This is a genomic window from Sneathia vaginalis (assembly GCF_000973085.1).
Lineage (GTDB): Bacteria > Fusobacteriota > Fusobacteriia > Fusobacteriales > Leptotrichiaceae > Sneathia > Sneathia vaginalis.
Map to the genome: position 1 here is coordinate 556,764 of NZ_CP011280.1, position 18,521 is coordinate 575,284.

Annotated in this window: 15 protein-coding genes; all 15 read left to right on the top strand. The window is 30.5% G+C overall.

The window, feature by feature from the left end:
* Complete coding sequence (terL, locus tag VC03_RS02835; protein WP_046328578.1) at positions 1 to 1,410, top strand: phage terminase large subunit; 1,410 nt, start codon at positions 1 to 3, stop codon at positions 1,408 to 1,410.
* Positions 1,411 to 1,476: 66 nt separating this feature from the next.
* Positions 1,477 to 2,886, top strand: coding sequence for a phage portal protein (locus VC03_RS02840; protein ID WP_158500355.1), 1,410 nt, complete (start codon positions 1,477 to 1,479; stop codon positions 2,884 to 2,886).
* 2 nt (positions 2,887 to 2,888) lie between these two features.
* Positions 2,889 to 4,595, top strand: a complete 1,707-nt coding sequence (locus VC03_RS02845) for a minor capsid protein (protein WP_046328579.1) — start codon at positions 2,889 to 2,891, stop codon at positions 4,593 to 4,595.
* A gap of 14 nt (positions 4,596 to 4,609) precedes the next feature.
* Positions 4,610 to 4,819, top strand: coding sequence for a hypothetical protein (locus tag VC03_RS02850; protein WP_046328580.1), 210 nt, complete (start codon positions 4,610 to 4,612; stop codon positions 4,817 to 4,819).
* Between the two features lie 48 nt (positions 4,820 to 4,867).
* The gene (locus tag VC03_RS02855; RefSeq protein WP_046328581.1) at positions 4,868 to 5,227 is read left to right on the top strand and encodes a DUF2513 domain-containing protein; all 360 of its coding nucleotides are present in this window, start codon (positions 4,868 to 4,870) and stop codon (positions 5,225 to 5,227) included.
* Positions 5,228 to 5,335: 108 nt separating this feature from the next.
* A complete protein-coding gene (locus VC03_RS02860; RefSeq protein WP_052727670.1) occupies positions 5,336 to 5,914 on the top strand; it encodes a phage scaffolding protein in 579 nt (192 codons plus the stop codon).
* Between the two features lie 13 nt (positions 5,915 to 5,927).
* Positions 5,928 to 6,965 (top strand): major capsid protein, encoded by a 1,038-nt coding sequence (locus tag VC03_RS02865; protein ID WP_046328582.1) that lies wholly within the window; start codon positions 5,928 to 5,930, stop codon positions 6,963 to 6,965.
* Between the two features lie 11 nt (positions 6,966 to 6,976).
* On the top strand, positions 6,977 to 7,408 hold the full coding sequence (locus VC03_RS02870) for a hypothetical protein (RefSeq protein WP_046328583.1): 432 nt from the start codon (positions 6,977 to 6,979) through the stop codon (positions 7,406 to 7,408).
* A 2-nt stretch (positions 7,409 to 7,410) separates the two neighbouring features.
* Entirely contained in the window at positions 7,411 to 7,776 is a 366-nt protein-coding gene (locus VC03_RS02875) for a hypothetical protein (RefSeq protein ID WP_046328584.1), read from the top strand.
* A 69-nt stretch (positions 7,777 to 7,845) separates the two neighbouring features.
* Entirely contained in the window at positions 7,846 to 8,271 is a 426-nt protein-coding gene (locus tag VC03_RS06670; RefSeq protein WP_257719627.1) for an HK97 gp10 family phage protein, read from the top strand.
* Between the two features lie 14 nt (positions 8,272 to 8,285).
* The gene (locus VC03_RS02885; protein WP_046328585.1) at positions 8,286 to 9,044 is read left to right on the top strand and encodes a phage tail terminator family protein; all 759 of its coding nucleotides are present in this window, start codon (positions 8,286 to 8,288) and stop codon (positions 9,042 to 9,044) included.
* A gap of 8 nt (positions 9,045 to 9,052) precedes the next feature.
* Positions 9,053 to 9,970, top strand: a complete 918-nt coding sequence (locus VC03_RS02890) for a phage tail tube protein (RefSeq protein WP_046328586.1) — start codon at positions 9,053 to 9,055, stop codon at positions 9,968 to 9,970.
* Between the two features lie 13 nt (positions 9,971 to 9,983).
* Positions 9,984 to 10,397, top strand: coding sequence for a hypothetical protein (locus VC03_RS02895; RefSeq protein WP_046328587.1), 414 nt, complete (start codon positions 9,984 to 9,986; stop codon positions 10,395 to 10,397).
* A gap of 280 nt (positions 10,398 to 10,677) precedes the next feature.
* Positions 10,678 to 15,777 carry a hypothetical protein gene (locus VC03_RS02900; RefSeq protein ID WP_046328588.1) on the top strand — a complete coding sequence of 1,700 codons (5,100 nt, stop codon included), beginning with the start codon at positions 10,678 to 10,680 and terminating at the stop codon, positions 15,775 to 15,777.
* Between the two features lie 61 nt (positions 15,778 to 15,838).
* Positions 15,839 to 18,520, top strand: coding sequence for a hypothetical protein (locus VC03_RS02905; protein ID WP_144406229.1), 2,682 nt, complete (start codon positions 15,839 to 15,841; stop codon positions 18,518 to 18,520).
* Position 18,521 lies beyond the last annotated feature (1 nt).

The following is an 18,521-nucleotide window of genomic DNA, read 5'->3' on the forward strand; positions in this document are numbered from 1 at the left end:
ATGACAGTTAAGATAACAAATGAGTTAAAAAAAGAAATAAGAAAGCAAGCTTTTATAGAACTTGCAAGAAGGGACTTTTGGTACTATTGTAAATTGTTCGATAGTAAGAGAAGTCCTTTTTACTTAGAAGATAGATATTTTTTGAAAGACTTATGTTATAGGTTGCAAAGGTTCGTTGAAGAAGATGATAGCAAGATATTAGTAGTTAACATGCCACCAAGACATGGTAAGAGTAGAACTGCTACATTGTTTGTACAGTGGTTGCTTGGTAAAGACCAACACTATTCAATTATGACAGGTTGTTATAATGAGTTGCTATCTTCACAGTTCGCTAAGCAGGTAAGAGACGTTATAGCTACTGAGGTAACAGAAGGAATTATTGTGTATAACAATGTCTTTCCTAATACCAAAATAAAGTACGGTGAAGCTAGTATGAATAAATGGGCTTTAGAAGGGAATACGATACCTAACTACTTAGCAACAAGTCCAACAGGTACTGCTACAGGGTTTGGTGCGAGGTTAATTATAATAGATGATTTAATTAAAAATTCAGAAGAAGCTTTTAACGTGACAGTTCTGGATAAACAAATTAGTTGGTTCACTAACACTATGCTATCAAGACTTGAACAAGGTGGAAAGATAGTAATTATAATGACGAGATGGGCAACTAACGATTTAGCAGGATTTATACTAGATAACTATGAAAATGTTGAACACATCAATTATAAGGCAGTCAATGATGATGGTACTATGCTATGTGATAGCTTACTATCAAGGCGAGAATACGAATTTAAGGTTAAAAACATGGATAAGGCTATAGTGTATGCTAACTATCAACAAGAACCGATTGATATACAAGGTAGACTTTATAAGGACTTTAAAACTTATTCTAGGCTACCTGATATGCCTAACAGAGGTATTAAATCTTACTGTGATACGGCAGATACAGGGGAAGACTACTTGTGCAATATCATATATATGGATTATAAGGATAGTGCATATATATTAGATATTATCTACACTAAAGAGCCTATGGAAGTAACAGAACCACTTGTTGCTAAAGCATTAGCTAAATTTAAAGTCAATGTTGCTATGATTGAATCTAATAATGGTGGTAGGTCGTTTGCGAGAAATGTTGATGTAAAAACGAAGTTGCAAGGTAATATTACAACAGTTGTTAGATGGTTCCATCAGAGTGCTAACAAGCAATCAAGAATACTGTCAAATAGTGCATGGATTTGTGAGAATGTTTATTTTCCTACTGATTGGGAGAATAGATTTCCAGAATTTGCAAAAGACATTAAATCGTACCAAAGAGAAGGTAAGAATAGACACGATGATAGTGCAGACGCATTAACAGGAGTTGCAGAACAATTAAACAGAACTGAAAACTACAGTTTTGAAGATTAATAATGGAAAGTTGGTATTATGCTAGAATTTATTAAAAATTTTTTTAAAGGAAAAGGAAAAAATGAAATGAATAAAACGAAAAATAAAGAAATGCCAAGGAAAGAAATAGAAGTATTAATATCAGATTTTATTAGTGGTAAAACCTTAAGAGATATGAATATAGCATACAACTACTACCTAGGCAATCAAGATATATTGAATAGAAAAATATATGGATTTGACAGAAATGGTGACAAAATAGAGATACCTTTTGCACCTAATAACAAGGTTGTAGATAATCTTTATAGAAGATTTTTAGACCAAAAAGTCAATTACTTATTATCTAAAGAACCTACATTCGTAAGTGAAAACGATGAATATAATAAATTAATTAAAGAAGTGTTTAACGATGAGTTTTTAAAAACTCTTTTTTTATTAGGTAAAAATGCATATAAATACGGCTTATCTTGGCTATATGTATACTATGATAAAGATAGTAAGTTAAACTTTAAGATATTCGATTCAAGGGAAATTATACCTATATGGATTGATAACGACCATAAAGAACTAGATAAGGTAATTAGAATATTTAAAACTAAGAAATTCAATGGTAATTCATATGAAGATGTTACGAATGTTGAACTATACACAACAGATGGAATTAAACGATACACATACGATAATGGTAAGCTAAGTGATGTATTAAGTGATGAGCCTTATATGATACTAGATAACAAGGCTTATAATTGGGCTAAGCTACCCATTATTCCATTCAAAGTAGATGAAACAGAACAACCACTAATCAACAGAATGAAAACATTACAAGATAATATTAATTTGACTATTTCAGACTTAAGAAATGAATTGTCTAATACAAATTATAACAAGATTCTTGTACTTAAGGAGTATGACGGTGAACCAATGTCATTCAGAAGAAACCTTAACACTGCAGGATTTATTAAGGTAGCTAGAGATGGTGGAGTTGAAACATTAGACATGGAGATTAACATTGACAAGTATAAAGGAACATTAGAAGAACTTAGAAACTCACTAATATCTAATGCTAAAGGATTTGACACTAAGAATGATAGATTAGGTTCAAATCCTAATACAACCAACATTAAGGTAATGTATACGGACATAGACCTTGATTCTAATGGAATTGAAAGAGAATTTAAAACATCAATTAAAAAGTTACTTTGGTTCATCAACCAACACTATATGTTGCTAGGAAAGGGGAATTTTGAAGATATATCACTAAATATTGTGTTTAATAAAGATATGCTAATCAATGAAAATGAAGCCATAGAAGAATGCATAAAATCATTAGCAGTTCTTTCAAAGAAAACTGTTATATCTCAACACCCTTGGGTAACTGATGTTGACCTAGAGATTAAGCAAATAAAAGAAGAAATGGAAACTACAGACGATTACGATGATTACATACCAAAGCCAAAGCAAGCAGACAAAGAAAACGAAACAAAAGATGGTGAATAACCATGGATATAAAAAAGTTTCAAAAATATTGGCATGATAGAGCAATAGAAGAAGAAAAGAAAGTATATGAAGTAACTAAAAAGCAAATAGAATTACAAGAAGAACTGTATACAAATGCTAAAAGGAAGATAGATACAACTATTAATTTTTATACTAATAAGTTCATGAAAAACAATAAAGTTGACTACATAAAAGCCAAAGAATTATTAAGTAAAGATGAATTGAAAGAGTTTAGATGGACATTATCCAATTATATAAATAATGCTAAAAAGAAAGATTTACCATTACAAGAGTATGTAAAACTTCAAAAACAACTAACTAATTCAAGTTTAAAACATAGAATAGATAAGTTAGAAGCAATGAAACATGAAATTAATATGCAGTTGAACGAACTAGCTAAAACTAAAGAACTTATGGTAGAAGAACACTTATCTAAAGTGTATGAAGAACAATATTATAGGAACTTATACAACAATGCGATTGCAACAAATAAAAGCAAGTACATATCAAGGCTAAATCCATCACAGATACAGAATGTAGTTAGAAGTAACTGGCTATCTGATGGTTCTAGTTTTAGTAACATCATATGGAAGAACAAAGAAAAGTTACTAAATGAAATGCAGAAAACAATAACAGTTGGAATAATATCAGGTAAGACACCTTACAGCTTATCAGAAGACTTTGCAAGGGTAATGAATGTAGACAAGAGCAGAGCAAGAGTGTTGTTACAGACTGAAAGTGCAAGAGTAAGAAGTATGGCAGAAATTGAAAGCTATAAGCAGATGGGAGTTAGCAAGTATCAGATAATAGCAACATTAGATGATAGGACTTCCGATATATGTCAAAGTATGGATATGAAGGTATTTGATACCAAAGAATATGAAGTTGGAGTTACTGCCCCACCTTTCCACCCAAATTGCAGAAGTACCAAAGCCCCATATTACGATGATAGCCTAATTACACAAGATGGAAGAATAGTGAGAGACCCAGAAACTGGCAAACAGTATACAGTGGGTAATATAAGTTATTCTGAATGGGTAGAAAAATATGTGAAAAATCCAGAACAATTAAAAGGTTACGGACAGTATGCAAGATATAAGAAAGTTTTAGGAGATAAAGCACCTAATTCATTTGATAAATTTGTAGATATGAAGTATAATAATAGTAAGAAATACAATAGTTTAAAGGCATTGTATAAAGACACGAAAGAATACAATTATACTGTTGATTTATTTAAAAATCACGGAGTACCTGATAAGTATATCCCCCAAACATTAAATAAATTTATAGACATTAAAATAAATGACAAATTAGAATATGAAGGTATTAAATTTAGAAAAAAATTATTACTAACAGATTATGCAAATAAATTAAAAGAACAACAACAATTAAAACATAAATATTTATCAAAGCAATATAATAAGGAATTATTAAAAAATCCACCAGTGAATAAATCATATTTTAAAGATAGTGATAAAATGACTGATAATGAATATAAAGATAAAATTAGAGAGTTGCAAAAGGAAATAAGAGGAAAAGGTGAAATATTTGTAAAACACAACAAAAATTCTTATGAATATATTGAAAATTATTCTCACAATGGTGATATAGGAGAAACTTGGGATAGAATAAAGTTAAAATATTATAGCACTAAAAAGACTAGAACAATATATTCTAAGAAAGGATATCATGTGTATCCTGTATATTAAAAAAGGAGAAATATATGTTAAAAGATGAATTATTAAAAAATATAGGTAAAACTATGAATGTAAATACCAAAATAAAAGCAAAATATGAATATAAAAACCTTAAATTAGTTAAAGTATATTATGATGAGGATTATTATGAAACATGGTTAGCAAGATTTGATTTAGGCACATGTGGTTTAGAAATTGAAGTAGATGATATAGAATCAATAGAAATATTAGATTAGAGCAACTGTAAAAGGTTGCTTTTTTTTTAGCTAATTAAGGAGGGATAAATGATATTAGATAAAGACTTAATAAGGCAAATACTACTGTATGTTGAAGAGAATGGAAACGACAAACTGCCTGTATATAATATTGAAATTGACGGATATACAGATGAAGAGATTAAGTACCATTTTAAACGATTATTAGAAGCAGATATTATTAATGGAGAAGTTGTAGGACTTCAAGGCAACAAGATTAGGTTTAATTGTTTAACTTGGTATGGTCATGAATACTTAGATAGCATAAGAGATAAAGGATTGTGGGAAAAAGTAAAAAGAGATATAGAGGTTTACGGTGTTAAAAGTGTTACTTTAGATATAATAAAGGCATATGCAGAAAAAATAATTAAAGAAAAATTAGGAATATAAAAATTGTCTTTGTGGCTAGACATTAAAGAAGCCTTTTTTTAGTACATACAAATCATAAATAATACTAGAACTCACTAGAATAAAAAAGAAGAAAGGAATGATGAAAGTATGAAAGAAGAAATATTGAAACTAGGAATTGAAGAAAAGGTAGTAGACGAATTACTAAAAATAATAGGAAAAAATACAGTTCCTAAAAATCAATTTAATGAAGTGAATGAAGTGAAGAAGCAACTAGAAGAAAAGGCAAAAGATTATGAAACACAGTTATCTAAGCTAGCTAAAGATAACAAAGGTAATGAAGAATTGCAAAAACAAATAAAAGAACTTCAATCACAAAATGAAGCTAAGGAAGAAGAATACAAGACTAAATTTAATCAATTAAAACTTGATAATGCACTAGAATTAGCTTTAACCAAAGAAGGAGCAAGAAACAGTAAAGCAGTTAAAAGCTTATTGAAACTTGACTTGCTAAAAATGGACAATGACAACTTAATAGGCTTATCAGAACAATTAACAAAGTTAAAAGAAACTGATGGCTATCTATTCAAAACAGAAGGAAAAGAGGGAAAACAAGCTACACCTCAAGGCTTAGAGCCTAAAGTAGCTAATGGCAAGGACAATTCAACCGTGGACATGAACAAAATGACCTATGATGAATTGTGCGAATATTATAATCATAATAAATAAAGGAGAGTAGAAAATGGCAGAATTTAATTCAAAAACATTCAATGCAGAAGCATTCGGAAAATACATGGAAAGAATACCAGACACAAAGAAACAAGAATTATTAAGAGCTGGAGTATTCACAGGAGATAAGAATATAAGCGATACATTCGCAACTCAAACAGGACAACACTATGCAGTAATACCAATGAAAGGATTGATAGGTGGTACACCATTAAATTATGATGGTAAGACTGATATAACAGCAGAAACAACAAAAACATATACACAAGGTGTAATAGCACTAGGTAGAGCAATGGCTTGGTATGAAGAAGACTTTTCATATGATATAACAGGTGGAGTAGATTTCATGGGAAATGTTGCTTCACAAGTTGCAATATACTGGTCTAATGTGTATCAATCAATGTTACTATCAATACTAAAAGGTGTGTTTGCAACTAAAGATAAGGAATTTGCTTCACATACTTACGATATATCAGACAAAACAGGTGAAGAAGCTAAGGTAGGTGCAACAACTTTAAACTCAGCAACTGCTCAAGCTTGTGGAGATAACAAGAACAAGTTCGATATAGTTATAATGCACTCTGTAGTTGCAACAAACTTAGAAAATTTACAAGTATTAACTAACTTCAAAGTTAATGACGCTAACGGAATGCAAAGAGATGTATCACTAGCTTCATGGAACGGAAGAACTGTATTCATTGACGATTCAATGCCAATGGAAAAGGTTGCTGGTGGTTCTACAGGACAAGATACATACAAATACACAACTTACATCTTAGGTAGAGGAGCATTTAAGTTCGCAGATTTAGTAGTTAAAGTGCCAAATGAAATGTATAGAAATCCATTAGTACACGGTGGAAAAGACCAACTAATAACTAGAAGAAGATTTGTAATAGCACCGTTTGGTTTCTCATTCACTAAGACTGATACAGTTTCTCCATCTGACAAAGAACTAGAAAAAGGTGATAACTGGGCATTAGTTAAGTCAACTGATGGAGATAAGATAGATGTAAAAGCTATACCTATCGCAAGAATAGTATCTAAAGGATAATGTGAACTAATATGGATAAGGAAGATATACTAGCTAAAGCTAAGGCAGGGCTAGTAGAATACAATATAAATTATAAAAACGATAATTTTTACTTTGATTTAATTGATAGTGTGATTAAAGACATACTAGACTATATAAATCAAGATGAGTTGCCTCCTAACATTATATATATAGTAGTCGAAAGATTGAAAGGGTATATATTAGAAGATACCCTTTTAAACCTTTCTAAAGACGAAGTAAAAAATATATATGGGATAAAAAAAGAGGATAACAACACAATATCTAGTGTTAAAATAGGTGGAATATCTACAACATTTAGTGATAAGTCTAGTGAATCATCAAAACAAATGCAATACTTCTCTGACTTAAAAAAACAAGTCATAGAATTAAAAGATTATGGAATTAAGCAATTATCACGTTATAGAAGAATAAGTTGGTGGTAATTATGGATTCAATCACTTTAAGATTAGTAAAAGATACACTTGATAAAAGTTATAAAGATACGGCAGATGTATTTGTTACATCTTCACAAGAAATAAATGGCATAACATATGACGATATAGAAACAAAATTAAACCAAGAACCTATTAAGTGTTTGCTTGACTATAACAATAATAGAATTGCAAAAGGTGTAGTTTTGACTTCCGAAGTTGAGGCTACACTCTTTTTAAACAACGATATAGATATACCTTTAAATTCTAAGATTGTAATAACAAGGCTAAAACAGGTGTATCAATATAGGAGTATAGCTATAGCAAGAAAATACGAAACACACCAAGAGATAGATTTAAAGGCTATTGACATAGCTTAATTTTAAAAGGGAGGTGTTAATATAAGCTTCAACATTAATATCAAGGTTGATGAAGAGTTAAAAAAACTGATAGCAAATTCAAGCAAGATTGAAAATAGCCTAAAACAAGCTAGTATAGGCTTAAATAAAGAATTAACCGCTAGAACATATGCAACAGTCAAGAAAAAAACACCAGTAGGAGTATATAACCCTATACAGGTTAATGGCAGAATATACAACGGTGGTAGGGTTGGTGGTACACTGCGTTCAAGTTGGCAAATGTCAACAACACAAACAAGTGGAAGTATAACATCTAAGATATACAACAATACAGAATATGCTGAATATGTTGAATATGGACACAGACAACAAATAGGTAGGTTTGTACCCCAAATAGGTGCTAAACTTAAGCAACCGTTCGTTAAGGGTAGCTATATGCTAACTAAGTCATTAATTGAGATTAAGCCACAAGTTGACACGATAGTTCAAAAATACCTTGATAGAATTAAGTTTTAAAATAAGGTGAAAATATGAATTTAATAGAAATAAAAAGTAATCTTGCACAATATATAAAAAGCAAGAATAAGGATATAACAGTATATTCAGAAGATAAAACACAAGGTATTAAATACCCTTGTATGTTTATCAATTTAATAGAATCAAGCAATTTGAAGATTGCAAATATAAATTATGGTAAAGTGTATACACTTGATTTAATATATATAGAACAGGCTATACCTAGAGATAATTATTCAAGCATTGAAGATATATTGAATAAAATAAAGATAGATAATGATAGTGTATACATTGAACACCAAGAAAGTACAATAGTTGATAAGGTACTACATCACCAAATAGAAGTTACAGTAGTTAATGACAACTTAAACAACATAGAAACTAGCAATCCAACATATAAGTTAGTAGTTGATACACTTAAATCATTAGGCGACAATGTATTTTATCAAGTAGGTAACTTAAAAGAATTAAAAAATGGTATATTCGTTGTTGAACCTACAAGTGTTGAAACAAGCAACACTTCAATCAATGGTAAAAAAGAATATACACGAAACATAACAATCAGATATGCAACAACTAATGAAACAATTATAAATTCTGATGTTGCTAGTATCTTAGAAGATAAAATTGATATTTTATTGAAAAAGGTATTACAAACAAACAAAATTATCAAGGCTAATTATGAGTTAGAATTGAATAATATCAGTGGAGAATATAAAGGTATACCAGTTGCTACATATCAAGCAAATTTAGAAATTGTAGAAAGGAAGTAATAGAAAATATGGAAACAAAAGTATTATTAGGAATACAAACTGAAAAAGGTAAACCATCTGAAACATTAACAGTGTTACCTTTCACAGACTTTGGAGTTAAACCTGATGTAAATAAGATTGAATCTAAGGTATTATCTAGTGGTAGATGGACTAAGGACGCATTCGCAGGTAAGCAATCCGTTGCAGGTGACCTAGGAATTGAACCAACAATAGATTCATTAGAATTATTGCTACAAATAGCAGGATTTAAAAAATCTACTGACACATACAAAAGTGGTTCATTCGACAAGTATGCAACAATAGTCAATGACTTTACTAATGACGAAATGCATTTAAAATTTGAAGATTGTTTAGTTAATACTATAACAATAACTGCACAACAAGAAGCCTTTTTAAATGTAAAAACATCAGTAATAGGAATGAAATCAAGTGCAAATGATGGTAAATTTAATGGTACATCTGAGGAATTAAAAGATAAGGATTATCCTTTAATCTGTTATGGTGCTAAGCTAATATCAGAAGATAAAGACGAATCAGCAACAGTAGAATCAGTTGAAATAACAATCAATAATTCACTTGAAGGTAAAGGTGGATTAAACACTAGATTTAACACTAAGATAGTACAAAATGGTAGGGGTTCAGTAGAAGCTACTATCAACTTTAATGCATTTGATAAATCTAATTACTTGAAAGCAATGAAAATGTTAACAGACAATTCATCAATTAAGTTACAATTAGAATTAAAAGAATCATTGGAAGAATCAAAAGGTAGAAAAATGACAATTGAATTGCCTAGGGTTAAGATGACAAATGTAGAACTAGGAGATTTAGAAGGGGCAGGAACATTAACAAGAACAATGTCAGCATTACCTGTTAATGGAGATCCTATAACATTCAAAATTGAAGGAACTGAAGTAGCACAATAAGTAGGTGAATAAATTGGAAAGTAAAAAAAATATACCACCATTAAAAGATAAGGCAGTCACAAGCACTGCCTTTTTTGGTGATGAATTAAGCAATGGAATACTAGTTGAGTGCATAGCTAGTTTTGGGAATATGATGAATTATAGAAATGCACAAGTACAAAAAATAAGAATGGAAGCAAAGGAAGATGGTGTACCATCAACAGTAATTGAACCATATAATTATGAGTTCACAGAATCAAAAGAATATAAACTGGTATTTGCCCAAACAATGAAAATTATTGTAGATGGCAAAGAAACAGACAAAACAAAAGAAAACTTTAATAAAGTACTAGACAGAGAAAAGAAAGTGTTTTTAAATGCTTTAACAGAAATATTAGAAAAAAGTGATGATGTGGGTTTTACAATATCGCAACTTACAACAAATTAAAAGAAAATTACTATAAAGCATATAAAATAGGCAAGAAAGGGTTAAAGACACCAAACAAAATATATGAATTATACATTGAAGATATATCAAGATATATGAGATATTTTAAGTTTGATGGATTCAATGGAAGTTGCAACTTGCAATTTCTACCTTATAGTAGAAGTTATGATGAACACCCTTATTGGTTAATAATGAAGTTGGAAATTATACTAGAAACTATAAATAAAGTAAATATGGAAGAGAACAAAAAGGACAAATAGAAAGGGGGTATACATAATATATGGCAGATAAGAATTTTGGTGTTGAATTTAGAACAATGTTCAAAGGTGGGGGTTCAACACAATTCAAAAAAGCATTAGCAGACATTGAAAAGCAATTAAAAGAGGTTGAAAGCCAAAACAAACAGTTCGCAGAATCATTGGTCGATATTGATAAAAAAATGCTTAAGGTAATATCAACAAATGAAAAACTAGCAAGTAACATGCAAAAAGTAAAACCACCTAAAGAGGCTACAAGTGGTGTAGAGGGTTTAAAGCAATCATTTGATAATTTAAGTAATGCAGTTAAAGGATTTTTAGCTTTAGAAGTAACAAGAAGAGTGATTGAAATAGGAAAGGCTTGTCTTAAGGCTAGTTCAGATATGACAGAATTACAAAATGTTACTGACCAAGTATTCGGTGATATGTCAAAAGAGGTACAACAATTTTCAGAGGATATGGGAAATGCTATGGGTCGTTCAACCTATGCACTTCAAAAGTATACATCGGATATAGGTTCAATATTCAAGGGATTAGGTGGAATATCAGAAGAATCAACAAAGAAGATGAGTGAAGATTTGGCAGCCTTAGCAGTCGATATAGGTTCATTCAAGAATATTGCAGATGACCGTGTTTTTACAGCTATAACCGCAGGAATAGTCGGAGAAACTGAACCACTTAAGAGATTAGGAATAGTAATTAACGAAAATGTTATGGCAGAATATGCACTAACTAAAGGAATAAAAGAAAACTGGGAATCACTAAACCAAGCAACTAAAGCACAATTAAGATACCAAAAAATAATGGAAAGCACCTCATTTATGCAAGGTGACGCCGCCAGAACAATTAACACATACGCTAACCAACTAAAAGTATTCCAAGCGAACACACAAGAACTATCAAAAGCAATAGGGGATAAGCTTGTTAAATCATCTAATGGTTGTTTAGGAGCAATTAATGACTTGACGGAAGGATTAACTAGATTCTTTAGTAAGAAGTCAAGTGCAGACTTCGTTAATGAAGCAATAGGAGAACTTAATGATGTTAAAAGCTTGTTATATGAATATAAAGCACTATCCGAAAGCCAAGTGAAGAACACTAAAGATAGACAAAGAATGCATGCAATAGTTGAGCAATTAAAAGCAACCTACCCTCAAGAAATGGCAAATGTTAATGCATTAACAACTAATTATTATGAGTTATCAAGTGCTATAGATAAAGTTACAAATTCGATTGAAAAGAAGATGGAAACCGCAGAGCAAGATTATTTCAACACACAAAGGTTAAATAAGCAAAAAGATACAATAAAAGAGTTGGAAAAATCTGCTAAGCTTGTAAGTGGAGCATTAGATGAAATCACAAAAGAAATTAACACTAGAGTGCCAGAACTAAAAGTTAAGTTTAATGCTGATGATTTCTTGAAAGAAATTAAGAATGGAACAGTTCATTCACTAGAAGATTACATCAGGAATAAATTCCCAAAAGAAGCAGAAAGGGCGTTAAAGCAACTTGATGGTGGATTATTTGGTGGAAATAGAAAATCAGTCCGTGATATTAACTTTAGTGTCATAACTTCTGAATTACTAACACAATCCGAAATCTTAAAAAGATTTAATGGAAATTTAAAGGAAATTGATTCTAATCAAAAGTTGGTATCAGCTAATAGCAAGAGTATGTATAACTCACTATCTAAGTCACTTAACTTTAGCAATGAGATTGCACAGCAAAACAACAGAAAGATAATTGAAGAATCAAGAAGGGCAGAGATTGACAGAGCCCAAAAGAGTGGTCAACTTGTAACAACTATACATGACGCAAAGAATAAGACAATAGATGTAGTGGTTGGTAATGACATAGGGCTATCATCTAAGGAAACCTTAGAAATACTTAAAAACCGTGGATTTATTGAAATGTTTATTAAAGGTGTTAAAACAACCTTTAAACAATTAAATGACGGAAGAATTGAACAGTCAACAAGTAATGCTAGCAACAAGCTAGGATATAAGGTTGATAGTCACGGAAGATATGTAAGAGATGAACAAAAAAAGATTATATCAGAGAAAGATTTTTTAAACGAATTAAAAAACAATCTAAAGAAAGAAACACCAAAACCACCTGTTGGAACTAAGGGTTATGGTCGAGGTTCAACTGGTGGTGGTGGACATGGTAAGTCATCATCAGGCAAAGGTGGTGGAAGTGGTAAGGCTAAAGGCAAAGAAAAGGAAAAAGACAAATGGGAGCAAATGCTTGATAACTTAGAGAAGAGTTTGAAAGATTTATCTACCCCTTTAAATACTAAAATCACACCTAAAATAAAAGAAGTTGCAGAACAATTAAGAAAAAAGCAAGATGAATTAACAGAATGGCTTGTATCAGTAAGTGAGATTAAAGGCTTTGAAGCGACAAAAGAGAAGATAAAACACCTTGAAGACCAACTAAAAGTAGCAGTTGAACTTAAAGATTCAAATAATGTCGAAAAAATAAGGGCAGAAATCAACAAGTTAAAAGTTGAAAATGTTTTGCCTGAACTTTTTGGGTCAATTAATAAGGAACTAGAAGAGAAGATAAGACAGGCTCAAGGTATGAACATGAAAGCCGACACAAAAGATATTGAAACAACAAGAAACAATATTGAAAAGTATAAAGCAGAGAAGATGAAGTTGTACAAGTCACAACTTGAAAATGGCAATTTAAGTCAGTCAGAATATATAGATAAACAATTAGAATTGCACAAAGAAATAATTGAAATATACAAAAAATACACAGATAAAGCAGGAGAAATTAAAGAATTTATCGAACAAAAGCAATTAGAAGTGCAACAAGTTACCGATAATATACAACAAGGTGTATTTATTGCTAACATAGAAAATGCTATCAATAACGGTTCTACAGAGCAGTTAAGAGATGGAATTGTCAAGGTATATGATGAAGTCTTAAACAAGATACAACAAGCAATAATAGAAAGTGCTAAAAACTTAGATACTAAAGAGTATTCAGAAGCACAAAAGCTATTAAGTTCTAAAGGCGAAGAGTTCAACAAGATAGCTAAAGAAATTAGTGAAACAGGTTCTAAACAATTAAAAGCATTATTAGAATTAGTTAAGAATTTATTTGACTTAAAAGAAGTTAGAAAAGCTAAAAATTCATTAACAACATCAGAAAAAGCATTGAAAGGGCTTGATGTTGTAGGACAAACAATAAAATCTATATCAAGTTCTATGAATGGTAAAGGTAATGAACTGCTTAATGGTGTATCTAAGATGATTGATACTGCAATATCTATATTCAATAACGTGCAAAAGGCAATGCAAGCTAAATCAAGTGGTGATATGTTTGGAATGTTTGGTTCAATAGGTGGAATAATAGGTTCAGTAGTCGGAGTTATAGGTGGAATATTTGGTTCTATATTTGGTGACAATGGTACAACACGTGTTAACGAAGAGAAGAGAAAAGCAATAGATAAGTATAATGAAGACATTATCAAGACTAACAACAACTTAAGAAGTTCTATGGACAACCTAACGCAAGAAATGAAAACATTCGGTAAGACTTTAATTCAATCATTGTCTAAGAATACATCGAACGAAAACTTAAAATTAAGCCAAGATATAGTATCAGAATTAGTTAGAACCTATGCTAATAGCTTTAACCCTAACGTAAGCACTACAATATCAAGAGAGAAGTTAACCACTTCATGGTGGGGATTATCTAGTCACAGGGAATATTTAGGTACGGAAACTGAACAAAGAAGACTAAGAGAGATATTACATATACCAGAATTTGATAATGCAAGTGATATAATGCGTTGGTACAGAAATAATAGAAATTCATCATATAGTGGTAATTTCTATGATCCATCAGGTACTAGAACAGGATTATTTGGTTTATTTGGTGGAGATAGTTTTTCACACAGTCTGGTAGGTACTAATTTTAATCAAGTTTTAAATATGCTACCTGCATTCGCTAATTCAGTTAATGCATTGCAAAAATTATCGGCTAACATTAAATCTTATGGAGTGCTAGAAAGCTTTGAAGGTGTATCTGTCACTACTGCAGAAGATAAAAAAGACCAACTAAGAACAATGTTTAGGAAGTTAGCAGAAGCAAGTGGGCAAAATTATCTTGAAATGGCAGACAAGATAGAACGTAAGCTAGATGAACTAATAAAAACAGATGATGTAATAGTAACTGCGTTTGATGATGTTAGAAATGGGATAACAACACAACTAGCCCAAGGTAATAATATAATAGATGGCTTAGCTACTGCATTGCAAGGATACTTCAACAAGATTAGAAACAACATAGCTAAAGTTAAGTATGACCTAGAATTCAGAGACATGCAAGGCTTTGAATCTAACTTTATTGAAAAATTTAGAAAAGTGTCAGAAGAATTGAAAAAGATAAGACTTGAAAATGGTAAGACATTGAAAGACTTAAATCCTAAGGTTCTGGACTTTAGAGACCAATTCAGGCAATTAAACAGAATAAGCAAAGTGTCTACAGATATGCAGAATATCATCAAGGAATTAAGAAGACAAGCAAAAGAAGAAGGATTGTCAGAAGAGGTAATAGACAAGATATTGCCTTTAGGTAAAATTGCAGATAAGGTTAAGAGTATATCGGAAATGATTAAAAATGCATTAACAGTAGCAATAGATACTAATTCCTTTGACCAATTCAGTATGAGCCTAGGAGATAGCTTATACAAGAGTGTCAAAGAATCTATAATAAAAGCCTTTGTTGAAACTACAAAATTCCAAGAATTGTATAAAAGGTATATGGACACAGAAGAGTATGACAAAGAGATACAAAAAGCTAAAACTATGCGTGACGCATATAACAGCATTCAAAAGCAACTAAAGAAAGCAGAATTAATGCTTAAGGCAGAAGGATTAGGATTCAGAGAAACCAATGCTAGTAATGGTGAATATCTAGGTGGATTAACTGCTAGACAATCACTACCTGCAACAAGCAAGCTTTTAAGTGGTAGTGTTGGAGAGATAAGCACAACAGTTAATATATATAACAACGGTTACTTATCAACTGACAGTAACAAGTTCATAGATGATATGACTGACCAAATAATTAAAAAGATTGATGAAAGAAAGAAAAAAGAAGTGTAGATAGCAGTATTAGATGTTATCTACATTTTTTTACATTTTATATGAAAGGGGGTCATTAGAATTGATAAAAGTAAATGAAGAATATATGCAACTTACTAAAGATGAATACAACAATTATCAACATAAGTATAAGATTATTAACTTAACACGTAATAAGATGAACCTAGAACCATTGCTAATAAGCGAAAGTTTGAGAGTTAATAGGTTCTTAAGAACTGCAAGAGGAACATTGACACCAAACAATGTTAAGCTACAATTCGAGGGTAAACAAGGTAATCAACAAGACTTTTTAGTTAAGGATTTCTTAAATAGATATAAGGACTTTCCAAACATGAGATGGAAAGACATAATAACAGTTGAATTTATAGAAGAATATTTAATAAAAAATCAGGATATTATAGAAATAATTGATATATTCAATGGAAAAGAAATTACAATATTTAAAGGTCAAGTAAGAGAAGTAACTAGAATAGATACAGATAACAGAAGAACAATAGATATAACTATAGAAGATAATACTATAAAAGGTTACGAAAATACATTTTCAGAGGAAAAAGTGTATGAAAACCATTATATATCTAACAACAACGAAAAAGATAGGTCAATATTGCACATTCTATCAAAAATGATAGGATTCATTGATGATGAATTGCATATAGCAGATGTTAAATTCAAAAATGGTGAATATATCACAATTCCATTAATTAAATGTGAAAAAGGTAAAAAGATAATGGAAGAGATTGCAGAGATAGTAAGAGCAATATATGGTAATATATACACACTTCCTAATGGTGAACTTAGAATAACAAGTGACCTTGATAAGTCTTACATAGAAGATACTAAGATAACAATAGGAAGTAAAGATGGCAATTATCCTGTATTAAGTTTTATTGAAAACACGGAAATACAACCAAAAGAAAACAAGGTTGAAGTTAAGTATAACAATGTTGTTAAACATGAAAGACAAGCAGTATTCGTGCTTAGTGGTCAAAATGCAGTTGTAAGTGAAGATGACGCAAAAGTTAAAATTCCTAAGAATAGTGAAGGTAAAGAATGGTGGAAGATTGAACTTAATAATGTAGTCAACATTGAAAGAACACCACAAATAGTAGCATACAAAATTGAAAAAATTACTGTTGTAAAAGAATTACCACCCAAACCAAAACCACCAAAAACTGAGAAAAACAAAGTCAAGGAATACGTCAAAACACATACATTAGGTGAATTATCACGCAACGAGGAATTACTTGATTATATGTATAATCACAAGAAAGTTTTAAAACCTGCAACACCAGGAAGAGGTGGCAGTCCTAAAGATACAATAACAGGAGAGTTTATATTCCTTGAAGCTAATCCTAAGTGTTTTATAGCAGATGGTAATAGATATAGAGATGGAACGGAAATTATAAAGGGATTAGGTAACATAGGTGATTTAGGTAAAAAGTTCGCACTATTTAAGAGTTGTAGAAAAGTATGTAAATCACTAAGAGTTGACCATGACGAAGATGATTATATATACTACTTTGATTTAGGAGAAGATGAAATTGTAAACAATGAAGATACAGGAGTGTTAGAGCCACAATTTGAGACTAAGGAAGAATATATAACTAAGGAAGTGGAATATACTGATTATGAATTGTTATGGGAAGATAACGGATTAAATGCTAAGCTAAGATTTAATAATAGGAATGACTATGATATATTCATTAAAGAATTTAAGATATATGGTAACCCTATTACTAATTTTAAGGATAATTCAATATTATATACCGAAATAAAAGGAATAAAAGACTATAACCTTAAACAAGTAACGAACAAATACATCAATAGCAAAGAATTAGCAACAGAAATAGCTAAGCACACATACTATAATGAGTGCAGAACATATTCAAGAGTTAAGTTACAAACTAATAATATGCCATTCTTATCACTTGAAGATATAGTACACCTTGATTATAACAAATATAAGGGAGATTATCAGATAATAGCTATCACACAAACTGAAAGCTATACAGAATTACTATTGAAGTTATACAGAGAATATCAAGCATACGCAGAGAACTTTATAACAGAGATTATAGCTAAAAACAATAAAGACTTACTAGAATCTAAAGTTAATATAACTAAAGAAGAGAAAGAGAAAATATCAGAAAATGATAAGGCTATAAAAGAATTAAAAACAATAATAGAGGATTTAAAAGCTAGCACTAATACTAAACTTGATAAGATAGCCGAACAGATGAGTGCATTTACAAGTTTTTTAGAAGAGTATAAGAAGATAGAACCTAAACTTAACAAGATTGTAGCAAACTTTAAAGAAGTTGACTATATGACTAAGAATGAAGTATTAACAGCACTGCAAAATGTTACAAACAAGAAAGAATTTGATACATTATTTAATTCAAAGAGAATTAAAAGAATGATAGTTAATAATCAAGACTTAATGCTTGCGGTATCAAAAAATAACAATATATTAAATGTTATGTACGATAACTATAAAAAGATAAATAGTGGTGCAAGACAAAGTGTAAGTGGTGGTAAGTATATCATATTAGAAGTATCATCTAACAATGCTTACAGTAGTAGTTATGGAGAAACAAGAAGAAACGGTTCAACTTTAAGTGATTGGGGTAATTACAAAGGCAAATTCCAGTATTTCAAGAATTATCCAAACTATGTAGATTACATAAGAAACGATACAGAAAGTGATGACTGGGTATATTATTATGATTTTGAGATTTAAG

What these genes read in the sequence shown, in the direction of transcription:
- terL (WP_046328578.1), top strand. Translation starts at nt 1, where the DNA reads ATGACAGTTAAGATAACAAATGAGTTAAAAAAAGAAATAAGAAAGCAA.
- VC03_RS02840 (WP_158500355.1), top strand. Translation starts at nt 1,477, where the DNA reads ATGAATAAAACGAAAAATAAAGAAATGCCAAGGAAAGAAATAGAAGTA.
- VC03_RS02845 (WP_046328579.1), top strand. Translation starts at nt 2,889, where the DNA reads ATGGATATAAAAAAGTTTCAAAAATATTGGCATGATAGAGCAATAGAA.
- VC03_RS02850 (WP_046328580.1), top strand. Translation starts at nt 4,610, where the DNA reads ATGTTAAAAGATGAATTATTAAAAAATATAGGTAAAACTATGAATGTA.
- VC03_RS02855 (WP_046328581.1), top strand. Translation starts at nt 4,868, where the DNA reads ATGATATTAGATAAAGACTTAATAAGGCAAATACTACTGTATGTTGAA.
- VC03_RS02860 (WP_052727670.1), top strand. Translation starts at nt 5,336, where the DNA reads ATGAAAGAAGAAATATTGAAACTAGGAATTGAAGAAAAGGTAGTAGAC.
- VC03_RS02865 (WP_046328582.1), top strand. Translation starts at nt 5,928, where the DNA reads ATGGCAGAATTTAATTCAAAAACATTCAATGCAGAAGCATTCGGAAAA.
- VC03_RS02870 (WP_046328583.1), top strand. Translation starts at nt 6,977, where the DNA reads ATGGATAAGGAAGATATACTAGCTAAAGCTAAGGCAGGGCTAGTAGAA.
- VC03_RS02875 (WP_046328584.1), top strand. Translation starts at nt 7,411, where the DNA reads ATGGATTCAATCACTTTAAGATTAGTAAAAGATACACTTGATAAAAGT.
- VC03_RS02885 (WP_046328585.1), top strand. Translation starts at nt 8,286, where the DNA reads ATGAATTTAATAGAAATAAAAAGTAATCTTGCACAATATATAAAAAGC.
- VC03_RS02890 (WP_046328586.1), top strand. Translation starts at nt 9,053, where the DNA reads ATGGAAACAAAAGTATTATTAGGAATACAAACTGAAAAAGGTAAACCA.
- VC03_RS02900 (WP_046328588.1), top strand. Translation starts at nt 10,678, where the DNA reads ATGGCAGATAAGAATTTTGGTGTTGAATTTAGAACAATGTTCAAAGGT.